At 68.8% G+C, this 17868-nt stretch carries 18 protein-coding genes; 15 read left to right on the top strand and 3 right to left on the bottom strand.

What is annotated here, in order from left to right:
* Window positions 1-133 precede the first annotated feature (133 nt).
* The 11 genes from scoE to BR47_RS0118790 all read left to right on the top strand — a co-directional run bounded on the left by scoE (window position 134) and on the right by BR47_RS0118790 (window position 12538).
* The gene (scoE, locus tag BR47_RS0118840; protein ID WP_029120463.1) at window positions 134-1003 is read left to right on the top strand and encodes a (3R)-3-[(carboxymethyl)amino]fatty acid oxygenase/decarboxylase; all 870 of its coding nucleotides are present in this window, start codon (window positions 134-136) and stop codon (window positions 1001-1003) included.
* Entirely contained in the window at window positions 1000-1545 is a 546-nt protein-coding gene (locus tag BR47_RS0118835) for an FcoT family thioesterase (RefSeq protein WP_029120462.1), read from the top strand. Before scoE ends, BR47_RS0118835 begins: the two co-directional genes overlap by 4 nt.
* The gene (fadD10, locus tag BR47_RS0118830; protein ID WP_029120461.1) at window positions 1542-3050 is read left to right on the top strand and encodes a fatty acid--CoA ligase FadD10; all 1509 of its coding nucleotides are present in this window, start codon (window positions 1542-1544) and stop codon (window positions 3048-3050) included. The genes BR47_RS0118835 and fadD10 overlap by 4 nt, the downstream gene beginning before the upstream one ends.
* Window positions 3043-3288 carry an acyl carrier protein MmaB gene (gene mmaB / locus BR47_RS0118825; protein WP_020101261.1) on the top strand — a complete coding sequence of 82 codons (246 nt, stop codon included), beginning with the start codon at window positions 3043-3045 and terminating at the stop codon, window positions 3286-3288. The genes fadD10 and mmaB overlap by 8 nt, the downstream gene beginning before the upstream one ends.
* On the top strand, window positions 3275-7393 hold the full coding sequence (locus tag BR47_RS0118820; RefSeq protein WP_036427587.1) for an AMP-binding protein: 4119 nt from the start codon (window positions 3275-3277) through the stop codon (window positions 7391-7393). Before mmaB ends, BR47_RS0118820 begins: the two co-directional genes overlap by 14 nt.
* Window positions 7390-7716, top strand: a complete 327-nt coding sequence (locus tag BR47_RS0118815) for a heavy-metal-associated domain-containing protein (protein WP_081831343.1) — start codon at window positions 7390-7392, stop codon at window positions 7714-7716. The genes BR47_RS0118820 and BR47_RS0118815 overlap by 4 nt, the downstream gene beginning before the upstream one ends.
* 77 nt (window positions 7717-7793) lie before the next feature.
* The gene (locus BR47_RS0118810) at window positions 7794-8762 is read left to right on the top strand and encodes a GlxA family transcriptional regulator (RefSeq protein ID WP_029120458.1); all 969 of its coding nucleotides are present in this window, start codon (window positions 7794-7796) and stop codon (window positions 8760-8762) included.
* 9 nt (window positions 8763-8771) lie between these two features.
* Window positions 8772-9485, top strand: a complete 714-nt coding sequence (locus BR47_RS0118805; protein ID WP_029120457.1) for a DJ-1/PfpI family protein — start codon at window positions 8772-8774, stop codon at window positions 9483-9485.
* A 78-nt stretch (window positions 9486-9563) separates the two neighbouring features.
* Window positions 9564-10367 (top strand): alpha/beta fold hydrolase, encoded by an 804-nt coding sequence (locus BR47_RS0118800; RefSeq protein ID WP_029120456.1) that lies wholly within the window; start codon window positions 9564-9566, stop codon window positions 10365-10367.
* 21 nt (window positions 10368-10388) lie between these two features.
* A complete protein-coding gene (menD, locus tag BR47_RS0118795; protein WP_029120455.1) occupies window positions 10389-12038 on the top strand; it encodes a 2-succinyl-5-enolpyruvyl-6-hydroxy-3-cyclohexene-1-carboxylic-acid synthase in 1650 nt (549 codons plus the stop codon).
* The gene (locus BR47_RS0118790) at window positions 12035-12538 is read left to right on the top strand and encodes a DUF3592 domain-containing protein (RefSeq protein ID WP_051634885.1); all 504 of its coding nucleotides are present in this window, start codon (window positions 12035-12037) and stop codon (window positions 12536-12538) included. The genes menD and BR47_RS0118790 overlap by 4 nt, the downstream gene beginning before the upstream one ends.
* Here BR47_RS0118790 and BR47_RS0118785 read toward each other — a convergent pair.
* Window positions 12535-13218, bottom strand: coding sequence for a DsbA family protein (locus BR47_RS0118785; RefSeq protein WP_029120453.1), 684 nt, complete (start codon window positions 13216-13218; stop codon window positions 12535-12537). The genes BR47_RS0118790 and BR47_RS0118785 overlap by 4 nt on opposite strands.
* A gap of 122 nt (window positions 13219-13340) precedes the next feature.
* Here BR47_RS0118785 and BR47_RS0118780 point away from each other — a divergent pair, with 122 nt between their 5' ends.
* Window positions 13341-14468 (top strand): glycosyltransferase family 4 protein, encoded by a 1128-nt coding sequence (locus BR47_RS0118780; RefSeq protein ID WP_029105176.1) that lies wholly within the window; start codon window positions 13341-13343, stop codon window positions 14466-14468.
* A 172-nt stretch (window positions 14469-14640) separates the two neighbouring features.
* Here the strand turns inward: BR47_RS0118780 and BR47_RS0118775 are convergent, their stop codons facing one another.
* Both BR47_RS0118775 and BR47_RS0118770 read right to left on the bottom strand, forming a co-directional pair.
* Window positions 14641-14916 carry a hypothetical protein gene (locus tag BR47_RS0118775; protein WP_020101271.1) on the bottom strand — a complete coding sequence of 92 codons (276 nt, stop codon included), beginning with the start codon at window positions 14914-14916 and terminating at the stop codon, window positions 14641-14643.
* 14 nt (window positions 14917-14930) lie between these two features.
* Window positions 14931-15755, bottom strand: a complete 825-nt coding sequence (locus tag BR47_RS0118770) for an SDR family oxidoreductase (RefSeq protein ID WP_029120452.1) — start codon at window positions 15753-15755, stop codon at window positions 14931-14933.
* Between the two features lie 84 nt (window positions 15756-15839).
* Here BR47_RS0118770 and BR47_RS0118765 point away from each other — a divergent pair, with 84 nt between their 5' ends.
* The 3 genes from BR47_RS0118765 to BR47_RS30875 all read left to right on the top strand — a co-directional run.
* On the top strand, window positions 15840-16526 hold the full coding sequence (locus BR47_RS0118765; protein WP_029120451.1) for a demethylmenaquinone methyltransferase: 687 nt from the start codon (window positions 15840-15842) through the stop codon (window positions 16524-16526).
* Entirely contained in the window at window positions 16523-17455 is a 933-nt protein-coding gene (locus tag BR47_RS0118760) for a CobW family GTP-binding protein (protein WP_029120450.1), read from the top strand. Before BR47_RS0118765 ends, BR47_RS0118760 begins: the two co-directional genes overlap by 4 nt.
* A gap of 189 nt (window positions 17456-17644) precedes the next feature.
* A partial coding sequence (locus BR47_RS30875; protein ID WP_036427585.1) for a transposase family protein occupies window positions 17645-17868 on the top strand: 224 nt, incomplete at its 3' end.

Raw genomic sequence — 17868 nt, 5'->3', positions numbered from 1 at the left:
GGCGCGGAACTTTTCTCGGTGCTCCGACGACTACATCAATTGAAGACAACATCAGAACGACTTTCTGCGTTGTGGGGCAATGGATTTCGATGCCATCGCGACGCGGTGCAGCAAACTTGGGGAGGCAGCGTCGATGACGCTCAATGTGCAGGGACGAGGGCTCGGAGCGCAGGTCGTCGGAATCGATCCGAACGATCTGAGCAACATCTCGACCGACGAGCTCCGCGAAATCGTCTACGAGAACAAGCTTGTCGTCCTGAAGGGGGTCAAGCCTTCGCCCGCGCAGTTCATCGAGCTCGGCCGCATTCTCGGTGAGATCGTCACGTACTACGAGCCCGTGTACCACCACAACGACTACCCGGAGATCTTCGTCTCCTCCACGGAGGAGGGGCAGGGCGTGCCGCGCACGGGTGCGTTCTGGCACATCGACTACATGTTCATGCCGGAGCCGTTCGCGTTCTCCATGGTGATGCCGCTGACGGTGCCGGGCGCCGACCGCGGAACGTACTTCATCGATCTCAACAAGGTGTGGGAATCCCTGCCGCCGGCGCAGCAGGAGCCGGTGCGGGGCACCTTCAGCACGCATGATCCGCGGCGCCACATCAAGATTCGCCCCAGCGACGTCTACAAGCCGATCGGCGAGGTGTGGGACGAGATCAACCGCGCCACGCCACCGATCAAGTGGCCTACGGTGATCCGGCACCCGCACACCGGCCAGGAAATCCTCTACATCTGCTCCACCGGCACCAGCAAGATCGAAGACGGCGACGGCGAGGTACTGGACCCCTCGGTACTGCACGAACTCCTCACCGCCACCGGCCAGCTCGACGCCGACTTCGCGTCACCGTTCATCCACACGCAGCACTACGAGGTCGGTGACATCATCCTGTGGGACAACAGGGCCCTGATTCACCGGGCGAAGCACGGCACCGCGACGGGCACGCTGACGACGTATCGGCTGACCATGCTCGACGGCCTGGCGACGCCGGGGTTTGCGGCATGAGCGCCACCGAGCTGACCTCACCCGTTGCGGAATGGGTTGATACCGAGCAGATTCCGGAGGAACTGCTGGCCCGGGTGCTGGAGCCCTACTCCTACAAGGGCTGCCGATATCTCACGGATGCGACGTACCGGGCCACCGGCGATTCGATGTTCGCGACGGGCAACTTCAGCATCCCGGAGTCGGTGTACATCCGTAGCACCGGGCATTTCAATGCCGTCGAACTGGTGTTGTGCTTCAACCAGCTCGCCTACTCCGCGTTCGCGCCGGCCGTCCGCCACGGCGAGATCGACGGGTTCCGGGGCTGGTCGCTCGACGACTATTTCGAGAACCAGTTGTCCAGCATGCTGATCCGGTCCACCGCATCGCGCTACAAGCGGCAGATCGATGCGCGCAAGTTCTCCGCCCGGCTGACGTGCGAAGGTATCGAGGTCGTCGAACGGAGCTGGCGGTACCTGAAAGTCCCGTGCGCCATCGAGTTCCACGACGACGACGGCGGGTCCGCGTTCGGTGAGTTCGAACTCGCGATCCTCAACATCCCGTGAGCACCGTACTGGGGCGGCTGCTCACGCAGGCGCAGCTGCAGCCGCAGGCCGTCGCGTTGCGCCGCTGCGACGGAACCAGCAGTGTCACGTACGGCCGGCTGCCCGCCTTGGTGAACCATCTGGCCGGCGAGCTCCGGGAGCACGGGGTTTCTCGCGGCGACCGGGCATTCGTGATGTCCGACAACGGTCCCGAGACCTATGTCGCGGTGCTGGCGTGTGCGCAACTCGGTGCCATCGCGGTGCTGGTGGATCGTGCTGTCCCGACCGCGACGGTTGCGCGCTTCGGTGAGATCACCGGCCCCAGTGCGGTTATCCTGACCCCGGGAGCCGCGGCGGCGGCACTGCCGGAGGCGCTGAGCGCCGTCCCGGTGATCGCCGTCGACGTCACCGACGGCACCGCCGAGCATCGTGAGGCCGTGCCCGCCGTCGCACCACCGGACTTGGGCGCCGACGATCCGCTGGCGATGATCTTCACCAGCGGGACCACCGGTGAACCGAAAGCCGTACTGCTGCCTAATCGAACGTTCTTCGCCGTGGCCGACATCCTGGCGCGCGAGAACCTGACCTGGATCAGCTGGGTGGCCGGCGAAGCCACGTACTCGCCGCTGCCGGCCAGCCACATCGGCGGACTGTGGTGGATCCTGAACTGCCTGCTGCACGGCAGCGAATGTGTCACCGGCGGTGAGAATTCCACGTCGCTGGCCGAGATTCTCAACGCCAACCAGATCGCCTCGACCTGTTTGGTGCCCACTCTGCTGACGCGCCTGGTGTCTGAGGTCAAGGCCGGTGCGGCGCTGCCGCCGCTGCGGATGATCGGCTACGGCGGATCGCGTGCCATCGCGGCCGACGTGCAATTCGTCGAGGCGGCAGGCGTGCACACCGCGCAGGTTTTCGGTCTGAGCGAAACCGGTTGTACGGCCTTGTGTCTGCCGACATCGGCGGGGTCAATCGCCCGGATCGAGGCGGGCGCTGTGGGGCAGCCCTACCCCGGAGTCGAGGTCCGTCTGGCAGGCGGCGACAACGCCGAGTCGGGCACCCTGTGGATCAAGTCACCGGCAAACATGTTGGGGTACTGGAACAATCCCGAGCGCACCGGTGAGATCCTGGTCGACGGCTGGGTGAACACCGGTGACATCTTCGAGCGCGGCGCGGACGGTTACTTCTACATCAAGGGCCGGTCCTCGGAGATGATCATCTCCGGCGGCGTCAACGTCGCACCCGACGAGGTGGACCGCATCGCCGAGAGTGTCCCCGGCGTTGGCGCGGCGGCCTGCTTCGAGATTCCCGATCCCGAATTCGGTGCCCTGATCGGCCTGGCGGTGATCCCGTCCGGAGAACTCGACGAAGGCCAGGCCCGCAGGCTCAAGCAGGCCATCGCGGCGCGCTACCGGGCGGAGTCGGAATCGATGGCCCGGCCGTCGACCATCACGCTGGTGCCCGAGATACCGAGGACGCAGTCCGGCAAGGTCATTCGGGCGGCACTGGCAGCGACGGTCCATGGCTGACGGGCTCCGCGACCGTGTCCTGGCCGCCGTCGCCGACGTGCTCTACATCGACGAATCCGACCTGTTCGACGGCGACGCCACCGATCTGCGCGAACTCGGGCTGGACTCGGTGCGGTTCGTCCTGCTCATGAAACGTCTTGGGGTGGACCGGGAATCGGACCTGCTGAAGCGGCTGGCGCAGGAGTTGACGATCGACGGCTGGGTCCGGGAATTGGCGGGCGTCCGTGGTGGCGTCTGACGAGGGCCGGATTCCGCTGAGTGTCTCTCAGCAGAACATCTACCACGGCGTGCTGCAGGACCCTGATCCCGCGCTGTACCTGATCGGCAAGAGTTACCGGTTCCGGCCCGTGGCGCTCGCGACATTCCTGTCCGCGCTGGAAGCGGCGGTGCGGGACAACCCCATTCCGCTGTGCGTGCTGGATCCGTCGACAGCCGGTGACGGGTATCCGGATCTGGTTGCCCGCCTGCAGGTTCAGGACATCATCCGGGTGCGAGTGCCGACCGACCCCGTCGGCGGCGCGTTGGAAGCGTCATGGGCGGACGGCATTCTCGAAACCCCGCTGGTGCGCTATGTCGTGCACACCGACGTCGACGGCCGGGTGGTGGGCATGGACGCGCAGACCCACCACATCCTGCTCGACGGCGCGGCCACCGCAATCATCGAAGCCGACCTGGCGCGGCATCTGGGTGACGCCGAGCAGAAGCCCAGCACCACAGCAGGTTTGGCGGCGCTCGCCGCGGCGCACCGCAGCGAACGCGGGAAAGTGGCGGAGTCGACCGAACGCCACGTCGCCGCGGTGCGTCGCGAATTGACCGAAGGCGCCCTGCACGGCAGTTCCGTGCCGGGCACTGCCGAAGCGGGGCTCGGCACCGCCGGCCGCGGCGTGCTGCGCGAATCGCGTCGAGTCGCCGGCCGGGGCTATGACGAGATCGTGGCGCTCAGCGAGGCCAGACAGGTGCCGCTGAACATCCTGGTCGCCGCCGCCGCGACGGCGGTGCACGCCGGCCTGCGCCACAGCACCGAGGCTCTCCTCGTGCACCCGGTGGACAACCGCTTCGGTGCGCCGGAGCTGAATGTCGCCACCTGCCTGGTGAACTCGGTGGCCCACCCGGTTCGGTTCGCACCCTTCGCCGCGGTCCGGGATGTCGTCACCGCGATCGACCGCGGCTACGTCAAAGCACTGCGCCGCCGATGGTTTCGGGAAGAGCGCTACCGCCGCATGCATCTGGCGATCACCCGCGGTGCACCCGTCGACGCGCTGACCGTGAACTACATGCGCGGCCGGTCCGCCCCGGAGCTGGGCCCGTACCTGTCCGAACCCCCGGTGGTCACCGATATCGGCCCGGTGGAAGGGATGACGGTCGCCTGCGTCCACGATGAAGCGCGGCGCACCATCGACTTCGCCATCTGGACCCGGCGCGATCACCCCGAACCCGCCGACGTCGCCGGTCGCATCGTCGCGGCACTGCGATCGATGGATGCGTACTGGGACCTGCCGATCGCGTTGACCGTCGGCGAGTGGTCAGGGCTCGGCGCCGACGGCCGGCTCGAGGCCGGCGCCGAACTGCCCGCGCAGGCACCGGACGGTGTGCGCGCCTGGTTCCTGGACGTCGATCTCGACCAGTGCCGCGGCCCCGGCGTCGACCAGTGGATCGCCGAGATCGTCCGCCGTGGTGTCGATCCCGGCGACGTCCTGGTCTTCGTCGACGACGACTCCCAGCGCGCGGTGGAGCTGCTGATCGCGTGCCACCTGGCGGGCTGCGGCTACAGCGTCTGCGCGACATCCGGCGAGGTGGCGTCGCGAGTCAGCGCCATTGCCGAGCATTGCGGCACCGGTGCGCACGCGGTCGACCTCACCGCGCCGGTTGCCGAGGTGGACGGCGCGACAAGACAACTCGTCGACGACCGCATCGGCCAGGTCCTGCTAGACCAGGGGCTGGGCTCCCGGCTCGCGTATGTGATGCCCACGTCGGGCTCGACGGGACAACCCAAACTTGTTCCGGTGACGCACGGTTCGCTGGCGATCTTCTGCGCCGCGGTGCGGGACGCCTACGGTTGGGGGCCGGCCGACACCATCCTGCAGTGCGCTCCGCTGACGTCGGACATCAGCGTGGAGGAGGTGTTCGGCGCCCTGTCCTGCGGCGCGCGCGTGGTCCGGTCGGCCGCGATGCGCGCCGGTGACCTGCCCGCGCTGACCCGCGATGTCGCGGCGCACATCGCCACCGTTCTCGACCTGCCCACCGCGATCTGGCATCTGCTGTGCGAGGACGACGCGGCATTGACTGCGCTGGGTGGCTCGGCGCTGCGCCAGGTGATCATCGGCGGCGAGGCCGTCCGGCCTTCCGCCGTCGACAAGTGGCGGGATGCGGTTGCCGGCCAGGGCATCTCGCTGGTCTCGACGTACGGCCCGACCGAGACGACGGTGGTCGTCACGCAACTGCCGATCGGTGCCGAGGAGCCCGCGCCGGCCACGGCCAGGCTGGGCCGCCCGCTGGTGCCGGGCTCGGTGTTCGTCGCGTTCGGGGAAGTGGTCGTTGTCGGGGAGCTGGTGTCGGCGGGATACCTGGGTCTGGACGGCCCGAGCTTCGGCACGGTACAGACGCCCGACGGCTCCTGGCAGCGGGTGTTCGCCACCGGCGACCGCGTGACGACAGACGCCGCCGGTTATCCCGTGCTGGCCGGACGTCGGGACGCCGTGGTCAAGATCGCCGGTAAGCGGTTCGACATCGCCGAACTGCTGCGCCGGTTGTCGGCGGTCCCCGAGATATCCGATGTGGCAGTGGAACTGGCGGGCAACGGCCTGGGCATCTGGTTCCAAACCCCACAGACCCGTGCCGGGAACGACGATCCGGCCGCCCGCGTCAGGATTGGGGACCTGGCGAAAGCACAAGGGGCACCGGCATTTCACATCGTCGGCGTCCCGCGCATCCCACGACAGTCCAACGGGAAAGTCGACCGCGCGAAACTGGCTGTGGAGACTGAGGTTCCGCGCGCCGGCACCGAGGTGGATCCGCGGGCAGCCGCCCTCGCCGCGATGTGGAGCCGCCGGCTCGGCCGCCCGATCGGTCCGGAAGCGTCTCTGTTGGACGAGGGCATCGGGTCACTGGACCTGATCCGTATCCTGCCGGAGACGCGACGGTTCCTCGACTGGCAGCTGTCGATTCTCGATCTGATCGGCGCGGACTCCGCCGCCGGCATCGTCGGCCGCAGACCTGACGTCAACACCTGGATGGACGAGGAGACCGCGGCCCAGATCGCCGACGACCTGGCGGCGGTGCGCCGGGGCTGCGCGCCGGCGACCCGCGGGTCCGTAGGCGGCGCATCGACCATCGTAGTCCTGGGTGCGTCGGGCATTCTGGGCACCGGGTTCGCGCAGGCGATCCTCGACCGCAAAGACGCCGGGCTCGACTGCCCCAACGTGGTGTTCGCCGCGAGATCGCCACTGCCCGAGCATGACCCGTGGTCGAGACTGCGCGCAGTGGGTGGGGTCGACATCGTCCGGGTACCTGAGCGTCTGGGCCCCGCAGAACTCGGTGCCCTTTTCGACGGCGTCGGCGCCCACACCGTGGTGAACTGCATCGGCAACACCAACGTGTTGGTGCCCTACCGGCGGCTGCGGGCGGCCAACGTATCCGCGGTGGCGTCGATCGCCGAGGCGTGTGCGGGGCGCGGCGTCGGGTTGGTGCAACTTTCGACATTCGTGGTGAACGCCGACGTGACGGCGCCCCGCGTGACCGACCCCCGCCATGCGCCGTACCCCTACGCCGCGTCGAAGTCGTTGGCGGAGATAGCTGTCTCGCGTGCCGCGAGCGACCTGGACTTCTCGGTGGTACGGCTGCCCAGGGTGCTCGGTGACGCCCACCAACTCGCGCGGTCGTCGGACATCCTGGTCGCGATGGTCGATGCCTGCGCCTCGCTGGGGGTCTGCCCGGTGCTGCCCGTCATCGAAGAGGTCACCACCGGGGTGGCCGCCGCACACAGCATTCTCGGGCTGCTTCCCGGGCTGTCGCATGCGGTGGGGCTGGGTCGTGGCATGACGGTACTGCGCGGCGAAAAGCTGCCCTACACAGCGTTTCTCGGCAGCCTCGGAGCTGAGGTCATCGAACTCGCGGAGTGGAAGGACCGGCTGGATCGCAGTGCGTGGGCCGCCCGGAATCCGCAGCGCTGGGCGGTGCTCGACGCGTGGGTCGGGTTGGGGGCGAGGTTGCGGGGCCGCACGTATGCCGAGTACCTCGCCGAATATCCCACTGTCGACATCGATTTCGAATCCATCGCGGAGTGCATCAGCACGCCGCAGCCGCTTGACGGTGTCTTCGGCGCCGATCAGATTGTGAGGACATGACCTTGACAGATGTGACCGAACCCCGCAGCGACGCACCGGCCACCGGAGCGATCTATCTCGACATCACCGGAATGTCGTGCGGCATGTGTTCCCGGCGCGTGCAGAAAGGTCTCAACAAGATCGACGGTGTGCACGCATCGGTCAGCTTTGCCACCAAGACCGCCACCGTCGAGACCGACCGTGACATCAGCCCGGCCGAGCTGTGCGACGCCGTGGTGGCAGCGGGCTACGGCGCCGCACCGCGCGCCGGCGCGCCCGTGGTGGACAGCTCGCCGCGCGGCCCGCTGCAGCGGCTCGTCGGGGGAATTCTCGGCCGGACCTGATGCCGCTGACCGGCGTGTCCTAATTTGTGGGGTCCGTGGCGTAGACGCCATGGGCCACGGCGTCGCACGATAGAGGCGTGACGCGATCTGTGGTGCTGCTCGGCTTCCGTGGGGTGCAGGCCCTCGACGTGGTCGGCCCCTTCGACGTGTTCATGGGAGCGACGCTGCAACTGGCCGCGATGGGGCGGGCCGGCGAGGGCTACGCGCCGGTCCTGGCCGCGGCCGACGGCGGTCCCGTCACCACCTTGACCGGGCTCGAGTTCGTCGCCAAACCGCCGCCCGACCCCAACGAGCCGATCGACACCATCGTGCTGCCCGGCGGCATGGGGGTCGACGAGGCCCGGACCAACCCGGCCGTCATCGACTGGATTCGCACCGCCGCACCGAACGCGCGCCGGATCGTCAGCGTCTGCAACGGCGCGTTCCTCGCGGCGGAGGCCGGCCTGCTCGACGGCTGCTCGGCGACCACACACTGGGCCTCGGCGGACAAGCTCGCCCGCGAATTCCCCTGCATCGCCGTCGATCCCGACCCGATCTTCGTCCGCAGCTCCGAGCAGGTGTGGACGGCGGCCGGCGTCACCGCGGGCATCGATCTGGCGCTGGCGCTCGTCGAAGACGACTACGGCACCGACGTCGCGCAGGACGTGGCCCGCTGGCTGGTGCTGTACCTGCGCCGGCCCGGTGGGCAGACGCAGTTCGCGCCGCCGGTGTGGATGCCGCGCGCCAAGCGAGAACCGATCCGCGACGTGCAGGAGCTCATCGAAGCCGAACCCGCCGGGGCGCACAGTGTTCCGGAGCTGGCACGCGCCGCCGCGATGAGCCCGCGGCACTTCACCCGCACCTTCACCGCCGAGGTGGGGGAGCCGCCGGCGGCCTACGTCGAGCGCGTCCGTACCGACGCGGCCCGTCGGCAACTCACCGAGACCGACGACACCGTCACCGCCATCGCCGCCCGCTGCGGCTTCGGCAGCGCCGAGACGCTGCGCCGCAGTTTCGTTCGGCGCGTTGGGGTTTCACCAGACCAGTACCGCAAGACGTTCGCGTAGGGAGAGATCATGCAAGTTGCCATCGTCCTGTACCCGGGGTTCACGGCCCTCGACTTCATCGGGCCGTACGAGTCGTTGCGCTGGCTGCCCGACACCGAGGTCCGTTTCGTCTGGCATGAGCCGGGCCCGATCGTCGCCGACTCCGCGGTGCTGCTGGTGGGCGCCACCCACTCGTTCGACGAGACCCCGTCGCCCGACATCATCCTGATCCCGGGCGGGTTCAGCACCCTGGAGCACGCGCGCGACGAGAAACTGCTGGAGTGGCTGCGGCGCGCCCACGAGACCACCACGTGGACGGCGTCGGTGTGCTCGGGCTCGGTGATCCTGGCCGCCTCCGGACTGTTGAAGGGCAAGCGCGCGACGTCGCACTGGGCGGCCGTACAGCTGCTGCGCACGTTCGGCGTCGAACCCGTCACCGACGAGCGGATCGTGCAGTCGGCCGACCGCATCGTCACCTGCGCGGGTGTCTCGGCCGGCATCGACCTCGGCCTGTGGCTGGCCGCGCAGATCGGCGGTGAGGACAAGGCCAAGGCCATCCAGCTGTCCATGGAATACGACCCGCAACCCCCGTTCGACTCCGGGCACATGTCGAAGGCCTCGGCCGCCACCAAGGCCAGTGCGACGGCCCTGATGTCCCGCGAGCTGCTCAAGCCGACGGCACTCAAGGCCACCACGGCGCTGCTGTGGGACCAGGCCGTCAAAAAGGTCCGATCCCGCCGCTGACCGAGGGATTTGTGCACGATTTTCCGCGCCGGCCGCGGAAAATCGTGCACAAATCCCGGGTCCAGTAACCTCGGCCGGGTGAATCTGGCATATGACGAGCGCGGTAATGGCGAGCCGGTGCTGTTCATCGCGGGCCGCGGCGGCGCGGGCCGCACGTGGCACCTGCACCAGGTACCGGCGTTCCAGCGGGCCGGCTTCCGCTGCATCACGTTCGACAACCGCGGTATCGGCGCGACCGAGAACGCCATCGGCTTCTCCACCGACCAGGCGGTCGCGGACACGGCGTCGTTGATCAACAAGGTCGTCGGCGGCCCGGTGCGCGTCGTCGGGGTGTCGATGGGGTCGTTCATCGCCCAGGAGCTCATGGTCGCCCGGCCCGAGCTGGTGTCTTCCGCAGTGCTGATGGCCACGCGCGGCCGCGAAGACCGGGCCCGCAAGTTCTTCCGTGAGGCCGAGCGCGCGCTGCTCGCCGCCGGCATCGAGCTGCCCCCTGAGGTGGACGCGAAAAACCGTCTGCTGGAGAACTTTTCACCCAAGACCCTGAACGACGATCGCGCCGTCCAGGACTGGATCGAGATGTTCACCATGTGGCCGACGAAGCCCACTCCGGGGCTGCGGGCGCAACTGGCCGTCGCGCCCGAGACGAACCGGCTGCCGGCCTACCAGCAGATCGCGGTGCCCGTGCAGGTGATCGGGTTCGCCGACGACGTCGTGCTGCCGCCGCACCTGTCGAAAGAGGTGGCCGACGCGATCCCGCTGGGCCGATACCTGGAAATCCCCGACGCCGGGCACCTCGGCTTCATCGAGCGTCCCGATGCGGTGAACGCCGCCATGTTGGAATTCTTCGCTGCCAACCCGACGTCGGCGGGGCTGACCGGTTAGGCACTGTGACACGCTGTAGCAATGAACCCGTCGACGATTCAGGCGCGGGTCGTCGTCGACGAACTGATTCGCGGCGGCGTCCGCGATGTGGTGCTGTGCCCCGGTTCGCGTAACGCGCCGCTGGCGTTCGCGCTGGCCGACGCCGACCGTGCCGGCCGCTTGCGGCTGCATGTCCGTATCGACGAGCGCACCGCGGGCTACCTGGCGGTCGGCCTCGCAGTGTCGGCCGGCTCGCCGGTGTGCATCGCGATGACGTCGGGCACCGCGGTGGCGAACCTCGGTCCGGCGGTCATCGAGGCCAACTACGCCCGCGTGCCGCTGATCGTGCTGAGCGCCAACCGGCCCTACGAACTGCTGGGCACCGGCGCCAACCAGACCATGGAGCAGCTCGGCTACTTCGGCAACCAGGTGCGGGCCACCATCAGCCTCGGCCTGGCCGAGCCGACGGCCGACGTCGCCGCGGCCAATGCCCAGTGGCGGTCGGCGACGTGCCGGGTCCTGGTGGCCGCCAAGGGTTCTCGCTCGGCCAACGCCGGACCCGTGCAGTTCGACATCCCGCTGCGGGAGCCGCTGGTCCCGGACACCAAAGAGGGAACGGTCGACGGCTCCACTTATTGCCCGGAGGGACGCCCCGACGGCCGGCCGTGGACGTACACGCCGCCCGTCACGTTCGACCAGCCCCTCGAGATCGACCTGACGCCCGACACCATCGTCATTGCGGGCCACGGCGCGGGGCGGCACGAGAACCTCGCGCACCTGCCGACCGTCGCCGAACCGACCGCGCCCCCGGCGGACAACCCGCTGCACCCGCTGGCACTGTCGCTGGTCCGGCCGCAGCAGGTGATCATGCTGGGCCGGCCCACGTTGCACCGGCCGGTGTCGGCGCTGCTCGCAGACCCGTCGGTGCCCGTCTATGCGCTGACCACCGGCCCGCGCTGGCCCGACGTGTCCGGCAACTCGCAGGCCACCGGCACGCGGGCCATCACGTCCGGCACGCCGGATCCGTCGTGGCTCGCGAAGTGCGCCGACGCCAACGCCCGCGCCGAGCACGCGGTGCGTGACCAGCTCGCGGCCTACGAACTGACCACCGGCCTGCACGTGGCGGCCGCCGTCGCCGACGGCCTGCAGCCCGGCGACCAGTTGGTGCTCGGCGCCTCCAACCCGGTGCGTGACGCCGCGCTCGTCGGGCTGAACTCGCACGGCATCTCGGTGCGGTCCAACCGCGGCGTCGCCGGTATCGACGGCACGGTGTCGACGGCGATCGGCGCCGCGCTCGCCCACACCACGGGCCGGACAGTCGCGCTCATCGGTGACCTGACCTTCGTCCACGACAGCTCGGGCCTGCTGATCGGGCCCACCGAGCCGACGCCCAAGGCGCTGACCATCGTGGTCTCCAACGACAACGGCGGCGGCATCTTCGAATTGCTGGAGCAGGGCGATCCCCGGTTCTCCGACGTGTCGTCGCGCATCTTCGGCACCCCGCACGACGTCGACGTCGCGGCGCTGTGCCGGGCCTACCACGTCGAGTGCCGGCAGGTGGAGGCCGACGGACTGGCCGCCGCGCTGCGCGAACCGTTCGAGGGGATGCGCGTGCTGGAGGTCAAGGCCGACCGGTCCACCCTGCGGGCGCTGCACGCATCGATACGGGCGGCGATCAAGGCTGCGCCGTGATCCCCGAATCCCTGCGTTGCAGGTTGAACACGTTGTGGGACAACCTGATTCTGCGGGTCTTCGGCGACGGTAAGGAGACCCGGTCGCAGCGCGTCATCCGGCGGATCCGGATCGGCATCGTCATCATGGGCTGCCTGGTGACCCTGCAGTCGGTGCTGCTGGTGCTCGGTGCGTGGCGCAACGATCAGCAGATCGAGCACAACATGGGCACGGCGGCCGCCGAGGTGCTCTCGGCCGGTCCGCGGCGCTCCACCATCGAGTTCGTGACGCCCGACCGCGTCACCTACCGGCCCGAGCTGGGCGTGCTGTACCCGTCCGAACTCGAGACCGGCATGCGCATCTACGTCGAGTACGACCGCAGCAACCCGGACCTGGTGCGGGTGCAGAACCGCAACGCGTCGCTGGCCGTCATCCCGGCCGGCTCGATCGCAGTGGTGGGCTGGTTGGTCGCGGGCGCGCTGCTCTGGATCGTGAATCTCGTGCAGCGCCGGCTGGGTTAGGTCTGGCGGCCGGCGGTCAGCTTCGCGAGCCACCCGGTTTCCTGGATGTCCACCACGGTGTTGCCGGTGAGGTCGTAGACCGTTGGGGTGCCGGCGTCGCCGTCGCGGATTTCCTGCAGCCGGGTCTCGTTGGTGATGGTCATCTCGTCGGTGTCGACGGCGTGTTCACCGGACTGGATGGTGGTCACGGCCTCGGCGCTGACGCCCGAGTCGGCGGCCCACCCCGCCAGCTGACCGTCCGACGGTGCGGACCCGCCCGGATTCTGGTGGCCCCACAGCGTCGCGACGTACGCCTGCAGCGCCGGCGCGGACGTGCCGTGCTCGGCGGCCAGGAACATCGCGTTGGCGACCTTGGCCGAGTAGCCGTACGCGGTGTCCAGGAACGTCACCGGGCGGTAGGTGACGGTCAGCAGGCCGAGGGCGATCAGGCTCTTCAGCTCCGGCCCGTCGGTGTCCTGCAGGTGGGCGCAGTGAGTGCACTGCGGCTCGGTGTACACCTCGATCTGCGCGGGGGCGTCGGGCCGGCCGGCGATGATGCCGAAGCCGTCCGCGGTGAGGGCGACACCCGGTAGATCCGGGTCGCGCAGTGCCGATCCGGTGACGGTGCGGCCGCAGCCGGTCGATGCGGTGAGAAGCGCCAGCGCGGTGGCCAGAACAAGGATCAGCCGAGGTAGACGCATGCCGGCCCCTTTCTCGCCGCGGTGCGACAGACGATACCGGTGGTACCCGAGTTGTGCGTGTCTTCGCGTCGCGGATCCCTGACGGTCACCTGACGGTCAGGCTGCGCTGCCAGCCTGCAGGTGTGCGAGTTGCGATCGTGGCGGAGTCTTTTCTCCCGAATGTCAACGGCGTCACCAATTCGGTGCTCCGGGTGCTGGAGCACCTCCACCGGAACGGCCATGAGGCGCTGGTCATCGCGCCCGACACGCCTCGGGGTGAAAAGCCCGCGGACACTTTCCACGGCGATGTGCCCGTGCACCGCATCCCGTCCCGGATGTTCCCGAAGGTGACGTCGTTGCCGCTGGGGGTGCCGCGGCCGCGAATGGTGCGGGTACTGCGCGACTTTCGGCCCGACGTCGTGCACCTGGCATCGCCGGCCCTGCTGGGCTACGGCGGCCTGCACGCCGCGCGTTTCCTCGGCATCCCGACCGTCGCGGTGTTCCAGACCGACATCGCCGGTTTCGCGCAGAGCTACGGCGTCGGCATGATGACGAAGACCGCATGGGCCTGGAACCGGCACTTGCACTCGCGCGCCGACCGGACGCTCGCGCCGTCCAGCGCGACGATGGAAGACCTTGTCACCCATCGGATTCCGCGTGTGTACAAGTGGGGTCGGGGCGTCGACGTCACCGGTTTCGCGCCGTCGGCTCGCAGTGCCGCGCTGCGCGCGCAGTGGTCGCCCGAGGGCAAGCCGGTGGTGGGCTTCGTCGGCCGGCTGGCACCGGAGAAGCACGTCGAACGGCTGGCCGCGCTGGCGGGCCGCGACGATCTGCAGCTCGTGGTGGTCGGTGAGGGTATCGATCAACTCAAGCTCGAAAAGCTATTGCCCACAGCCGTTTTCACCGGCGCGCTGTACGGCCGGGAACTGGCCACGGCATACGCCAGCATGGACGTGTTCGTGCACCCGGGGGAGCACGAGACGTTCTGCCAGGCGGTGCAGGAAGCCATGGCGTCGGGTCTGCCGGTCATCGCGCCGGATGCCGGCGGCCCGCGTGACCTGGTGACACCCATGCACACCGGATTGCTCTTGCCGGTAGCGGATTTCGAGGGGGCGCTGCCGGCCGCGGTCGACCACCTGCTCGCTGAGCGGTCCCGCTACTCGCTCGCCGCCCGCCGCAGCGTGCTCGGCCGCACCTGGCCCGCGGTGTGCGACGAACTGCTCGGACATTACGCCGCCGTCCTCGGCGAGCGCCGCGCCCTCGCCGCCTGACGCGCTCCCGCAAGCCGCGCTGTCGCTCCTCCACTCTCCCGCGAGCGTGCGTGTTTGCCTGTGACACGCCGTATTTGGTGTGCACTCAAGTGCCGCTCGCGGCTACCGAGAGTGACGAATCTGCACGTGTCGACCGGCGTGCCGTGCGTAGACACGCACGCTCGGCAGGACTTCAGCTCACGTGGACGAGGTCGTAGATGTACGACCGATCGTCCTTGCGACTCACCCACGTACCCTCGGGCGGCAGGTAGCCGAAACCCGCGTGGTCGAACGGGCGGCTCGACACCGCGCCCAATTCGGTGCACACCACCCACCCGAAGTGCGGCAGTCGCCGGCACCAGATGTCCAGGTCGACCCGCTTGTACGACGGAAACCCGTGCGCCTCGCCGTCTTCGGCGAACTCGTAGGTCAACCCGTCGTCGCGTCGGACGAATTTCAGTCCCGCCATCGGAGTTCCTTCGGTCAGCCCTGCGCCAGCTCGGACACCGGCTGCCACTCTTCCCAAGTGCGCAACCGGTTTTCGTAGTCGGTCTTGGCGATCTGCAGCGGTGCGCTACCGAAAAAGACTCGCAGCGGCGGCTTTTCGGCATCGACGATCTTGAGCACCGCGGCCGCTGACGCCTCCGGGTTGCCCGGCACCGCGTTGCGCTCGCTGCGCCAGCGGGCGACGTCCGCCCGCAGCCCGTCGTACGCCTCGAGTTCGGTGGTCCGCTTGGCCGACGCGCCGCTCCAATCCGTCGAGAATCCGCCGGGCTCGATGAGCGTGACGTGAATCCCGAACCGTTCCACCTCGGCGGCCAGCGACTGCGAGAAACCCTCGAGCGCCCACTTCGACGCGTGGTAGGCGCCGAGGCCCGCGAACGCGCTGATGCCGCCGATCGAGGACACCTGGATGATGTGCCCGCTGCCCTGCGCACGCAGGTACGGCAGTGCGGCCTGCGTGATCCACAGCGCGCCGAAGACGTTCGTTTCGATCTGATCCCGCGCCTCGGCCTCCGACAGCTCCTCGACGAAGCCGAACTGGCCGTAACCCGCGTTGTTGACGACGACGTCCAACCGGCCGAAGTGCTCATGCGCCGTCTTCACCGCGGCGAAGTCGGCGTCGCGGTCGGTGACGTCGAGCGCGATGGGCAGCAGCGCGTCGCCGTACTTGGCCACCAGGTCGTCGAGCGTCGACACGTCCCGCGCCGTCGCGGCCACCTTGTCACCGCGCTCGAGCGCCGCAGCCGTCCACTCGCGACCGAAACCGCGCGATGTACCCGTGATGAACCAGACTTTTGTCCCCATGCGGCTTACAGCTCCCGAAGCGCCCGTTCCATTCCCGCCCCGCCGCAGACGCGGGGCTCTGGAGCAGCCGGTAGCGTCATATCCGTGAGTCGCGCGTCATTGGAGAAGGATCCGCACGAGGTTGCGTCGATGTTCGACGGCGTCGCCCGTCGCTATGACATCACCAACACCGTGCTGTCCCTGGGACAGGACCGGTTCTGGCGGCGGCAGACGCGCGCGGCGCTGGGTATCGGCCCAGGTGACAAGGTTCTGGACCTGGCTGCCGGCACTGCGGTGTCGACCGTCGAGCTCGCGACGTCGGGCGCGTGGTGCGTGGCCTGTGACTTCTCGGTCGGCATGCTGGCCGCGGGCGCGGCCCGCAAGGTCCCGAAGGTGGCCGGTGACGCCACCCGGCTGCCGTTCGACGACGGCGTCTTCGACGCGGTGACCATCAGCTTCGGGCTGCGCAACGTCGTCGACTTCAGCGCCGGCCTGCGCGAGATGGCCCGCGTGACCCGGCCCGGCGGCCGCCTGGTCGTGTGCGAGTTCTCCACGCCGACCAACCGCCTCTTCGCGACGGCCTACAAGGAGTACCTGATGAAGGCGCTCCCGACGATGGCCACCGCGGTGTCGTCCAACCCCGAGGCCTACGTCTACCTCGCCGAGTCCATCCGGGCCTGGCCCGACCAGGACGACCTGGCCCGCAAGATCGAGGCGGCCGGCTGGTCGCAGGTGCGCTGGCGCAACCTGACCGGAGGGATCGTCGCGCTGCACGCTGCCGTCAAGCCGTGAGTATTCCCGTCCTCGCGGTCGCCGGCTTCCTCGGCGCGGGCAAGACCACGCTGCTGAACCACCTGCTGCGTAACGGCCGCGGCGCGCGAATCGGCGTGCTGGTCAACGACTTCGGGTCCGTCAACATCGACGCGATGCTGGTCGCCGGTCAGGTCGACGCCATGGCGTCACTGTCCAACGGGTGCATCTGCTGCGTCGCCGAGGACGGTGAGGTCGCCGAGATGCTGGGCAAGCTGGCCGCCGTCCGCCCGGCACTGGATCTGATCGTGGTGGAGGCCAGTGGCGTCGCCGAGCCGCCCGCGGTGGCGCGCACCATCATGACGGCCGACTCGGAGGACTTCCACTACGCCGGCCTGATCCTGGTGGTCAGCGCGACCGAGCCGGAGTTCGGGCACGGGTTGCCGGTCGCCGACCTCGTGGTGCTGAACCGGGCCTCCGAGGCCACCGACATCGATCACGTGCTGGCCAGCATTCGCGCGCAGAATCCGCGAGTTCCGGTGCAGCCCACCGATTTCGCGCGGATCGACCCGACGCTGCTCATCGACATCCCCGAGCGTGCCCCGCAGGCCCAGCTGTCGTTCGACGAGCTGCTGCACGACGAGCACGACCACGACCATCCCGTCTACCAGTCCGTCGAATACACCACCGGCGACGTGCTGAACCCGCGCCGGTTGCTGGCGCTGCTGCGCGACCGGCCCGAAGGCCTTTACCGGGCAAAGGGTTTCGTCGACTTCGGGGCCGGACACCGGTACCTGCTGCAGCTGGTGGGCGGCTCCCTGCGGCTGCAGAAGCACCGTGGCACCGGCACCCAACTGGTGTGCATCGGCACCGGCATGGACACCGACGAGGTGCGGGCGGCGCTGCACGAGTGCACCACCGAACCGGCCGACGAGAACGCGATCCTCGGAGTCCACAAGTACGTGGTCTGAGCCGCCGGGATCGGCGTGTTCGCCCCGGGCGTGTCGGCTCTTCGGTCACACATTCGATCTGGAGGCGTCAACTTTCCTGGCTCTGTTGACGTATGTGTGGGTGATTTTGGGGTTTGAATAGCCGAACGCCGTTCTCGGTCTAGGTTTCTGGCTTGTCGAAGGTCAGTCACCAATAGAGCGGAGAACGGCGTGCGGGATGCCAGCTTATGGCGGGTCTTGTTGTGCGTCCAGAACACGGTCGTCGAGGACGTCGAGTTCGACGAGATGGCGCAGGTGTTGGTGGCCCATGTCCGGCCGCTGCGCGCCGCGGCGGGGCGGTGTGGCCTGTGCGGTGCGCGGGCCCGCTGGTACGACCAGGGCCGGGGCCGACGACGGTGGCGTTCACTGGATATGGGCACCACTGAGGTGTTCCT

The sequence above is a fragment of the Mycobacterium sp. UNC410CL29Cvi84 genome (assembly GCF_000686745.1).
Taxonomy (GTDB): Bacteria; Actinomycetota; Actinomycetes; order Mycobacteriales; family Mycobacteriaceae; genus Mycobacterium; species Mycobacterium mucogenicum_B.
The sequence above is the reverse complement of the archived record's forward strand: the minus strand, read 5'-3'. Positions and strand labels throughout refer to the sequence as shown.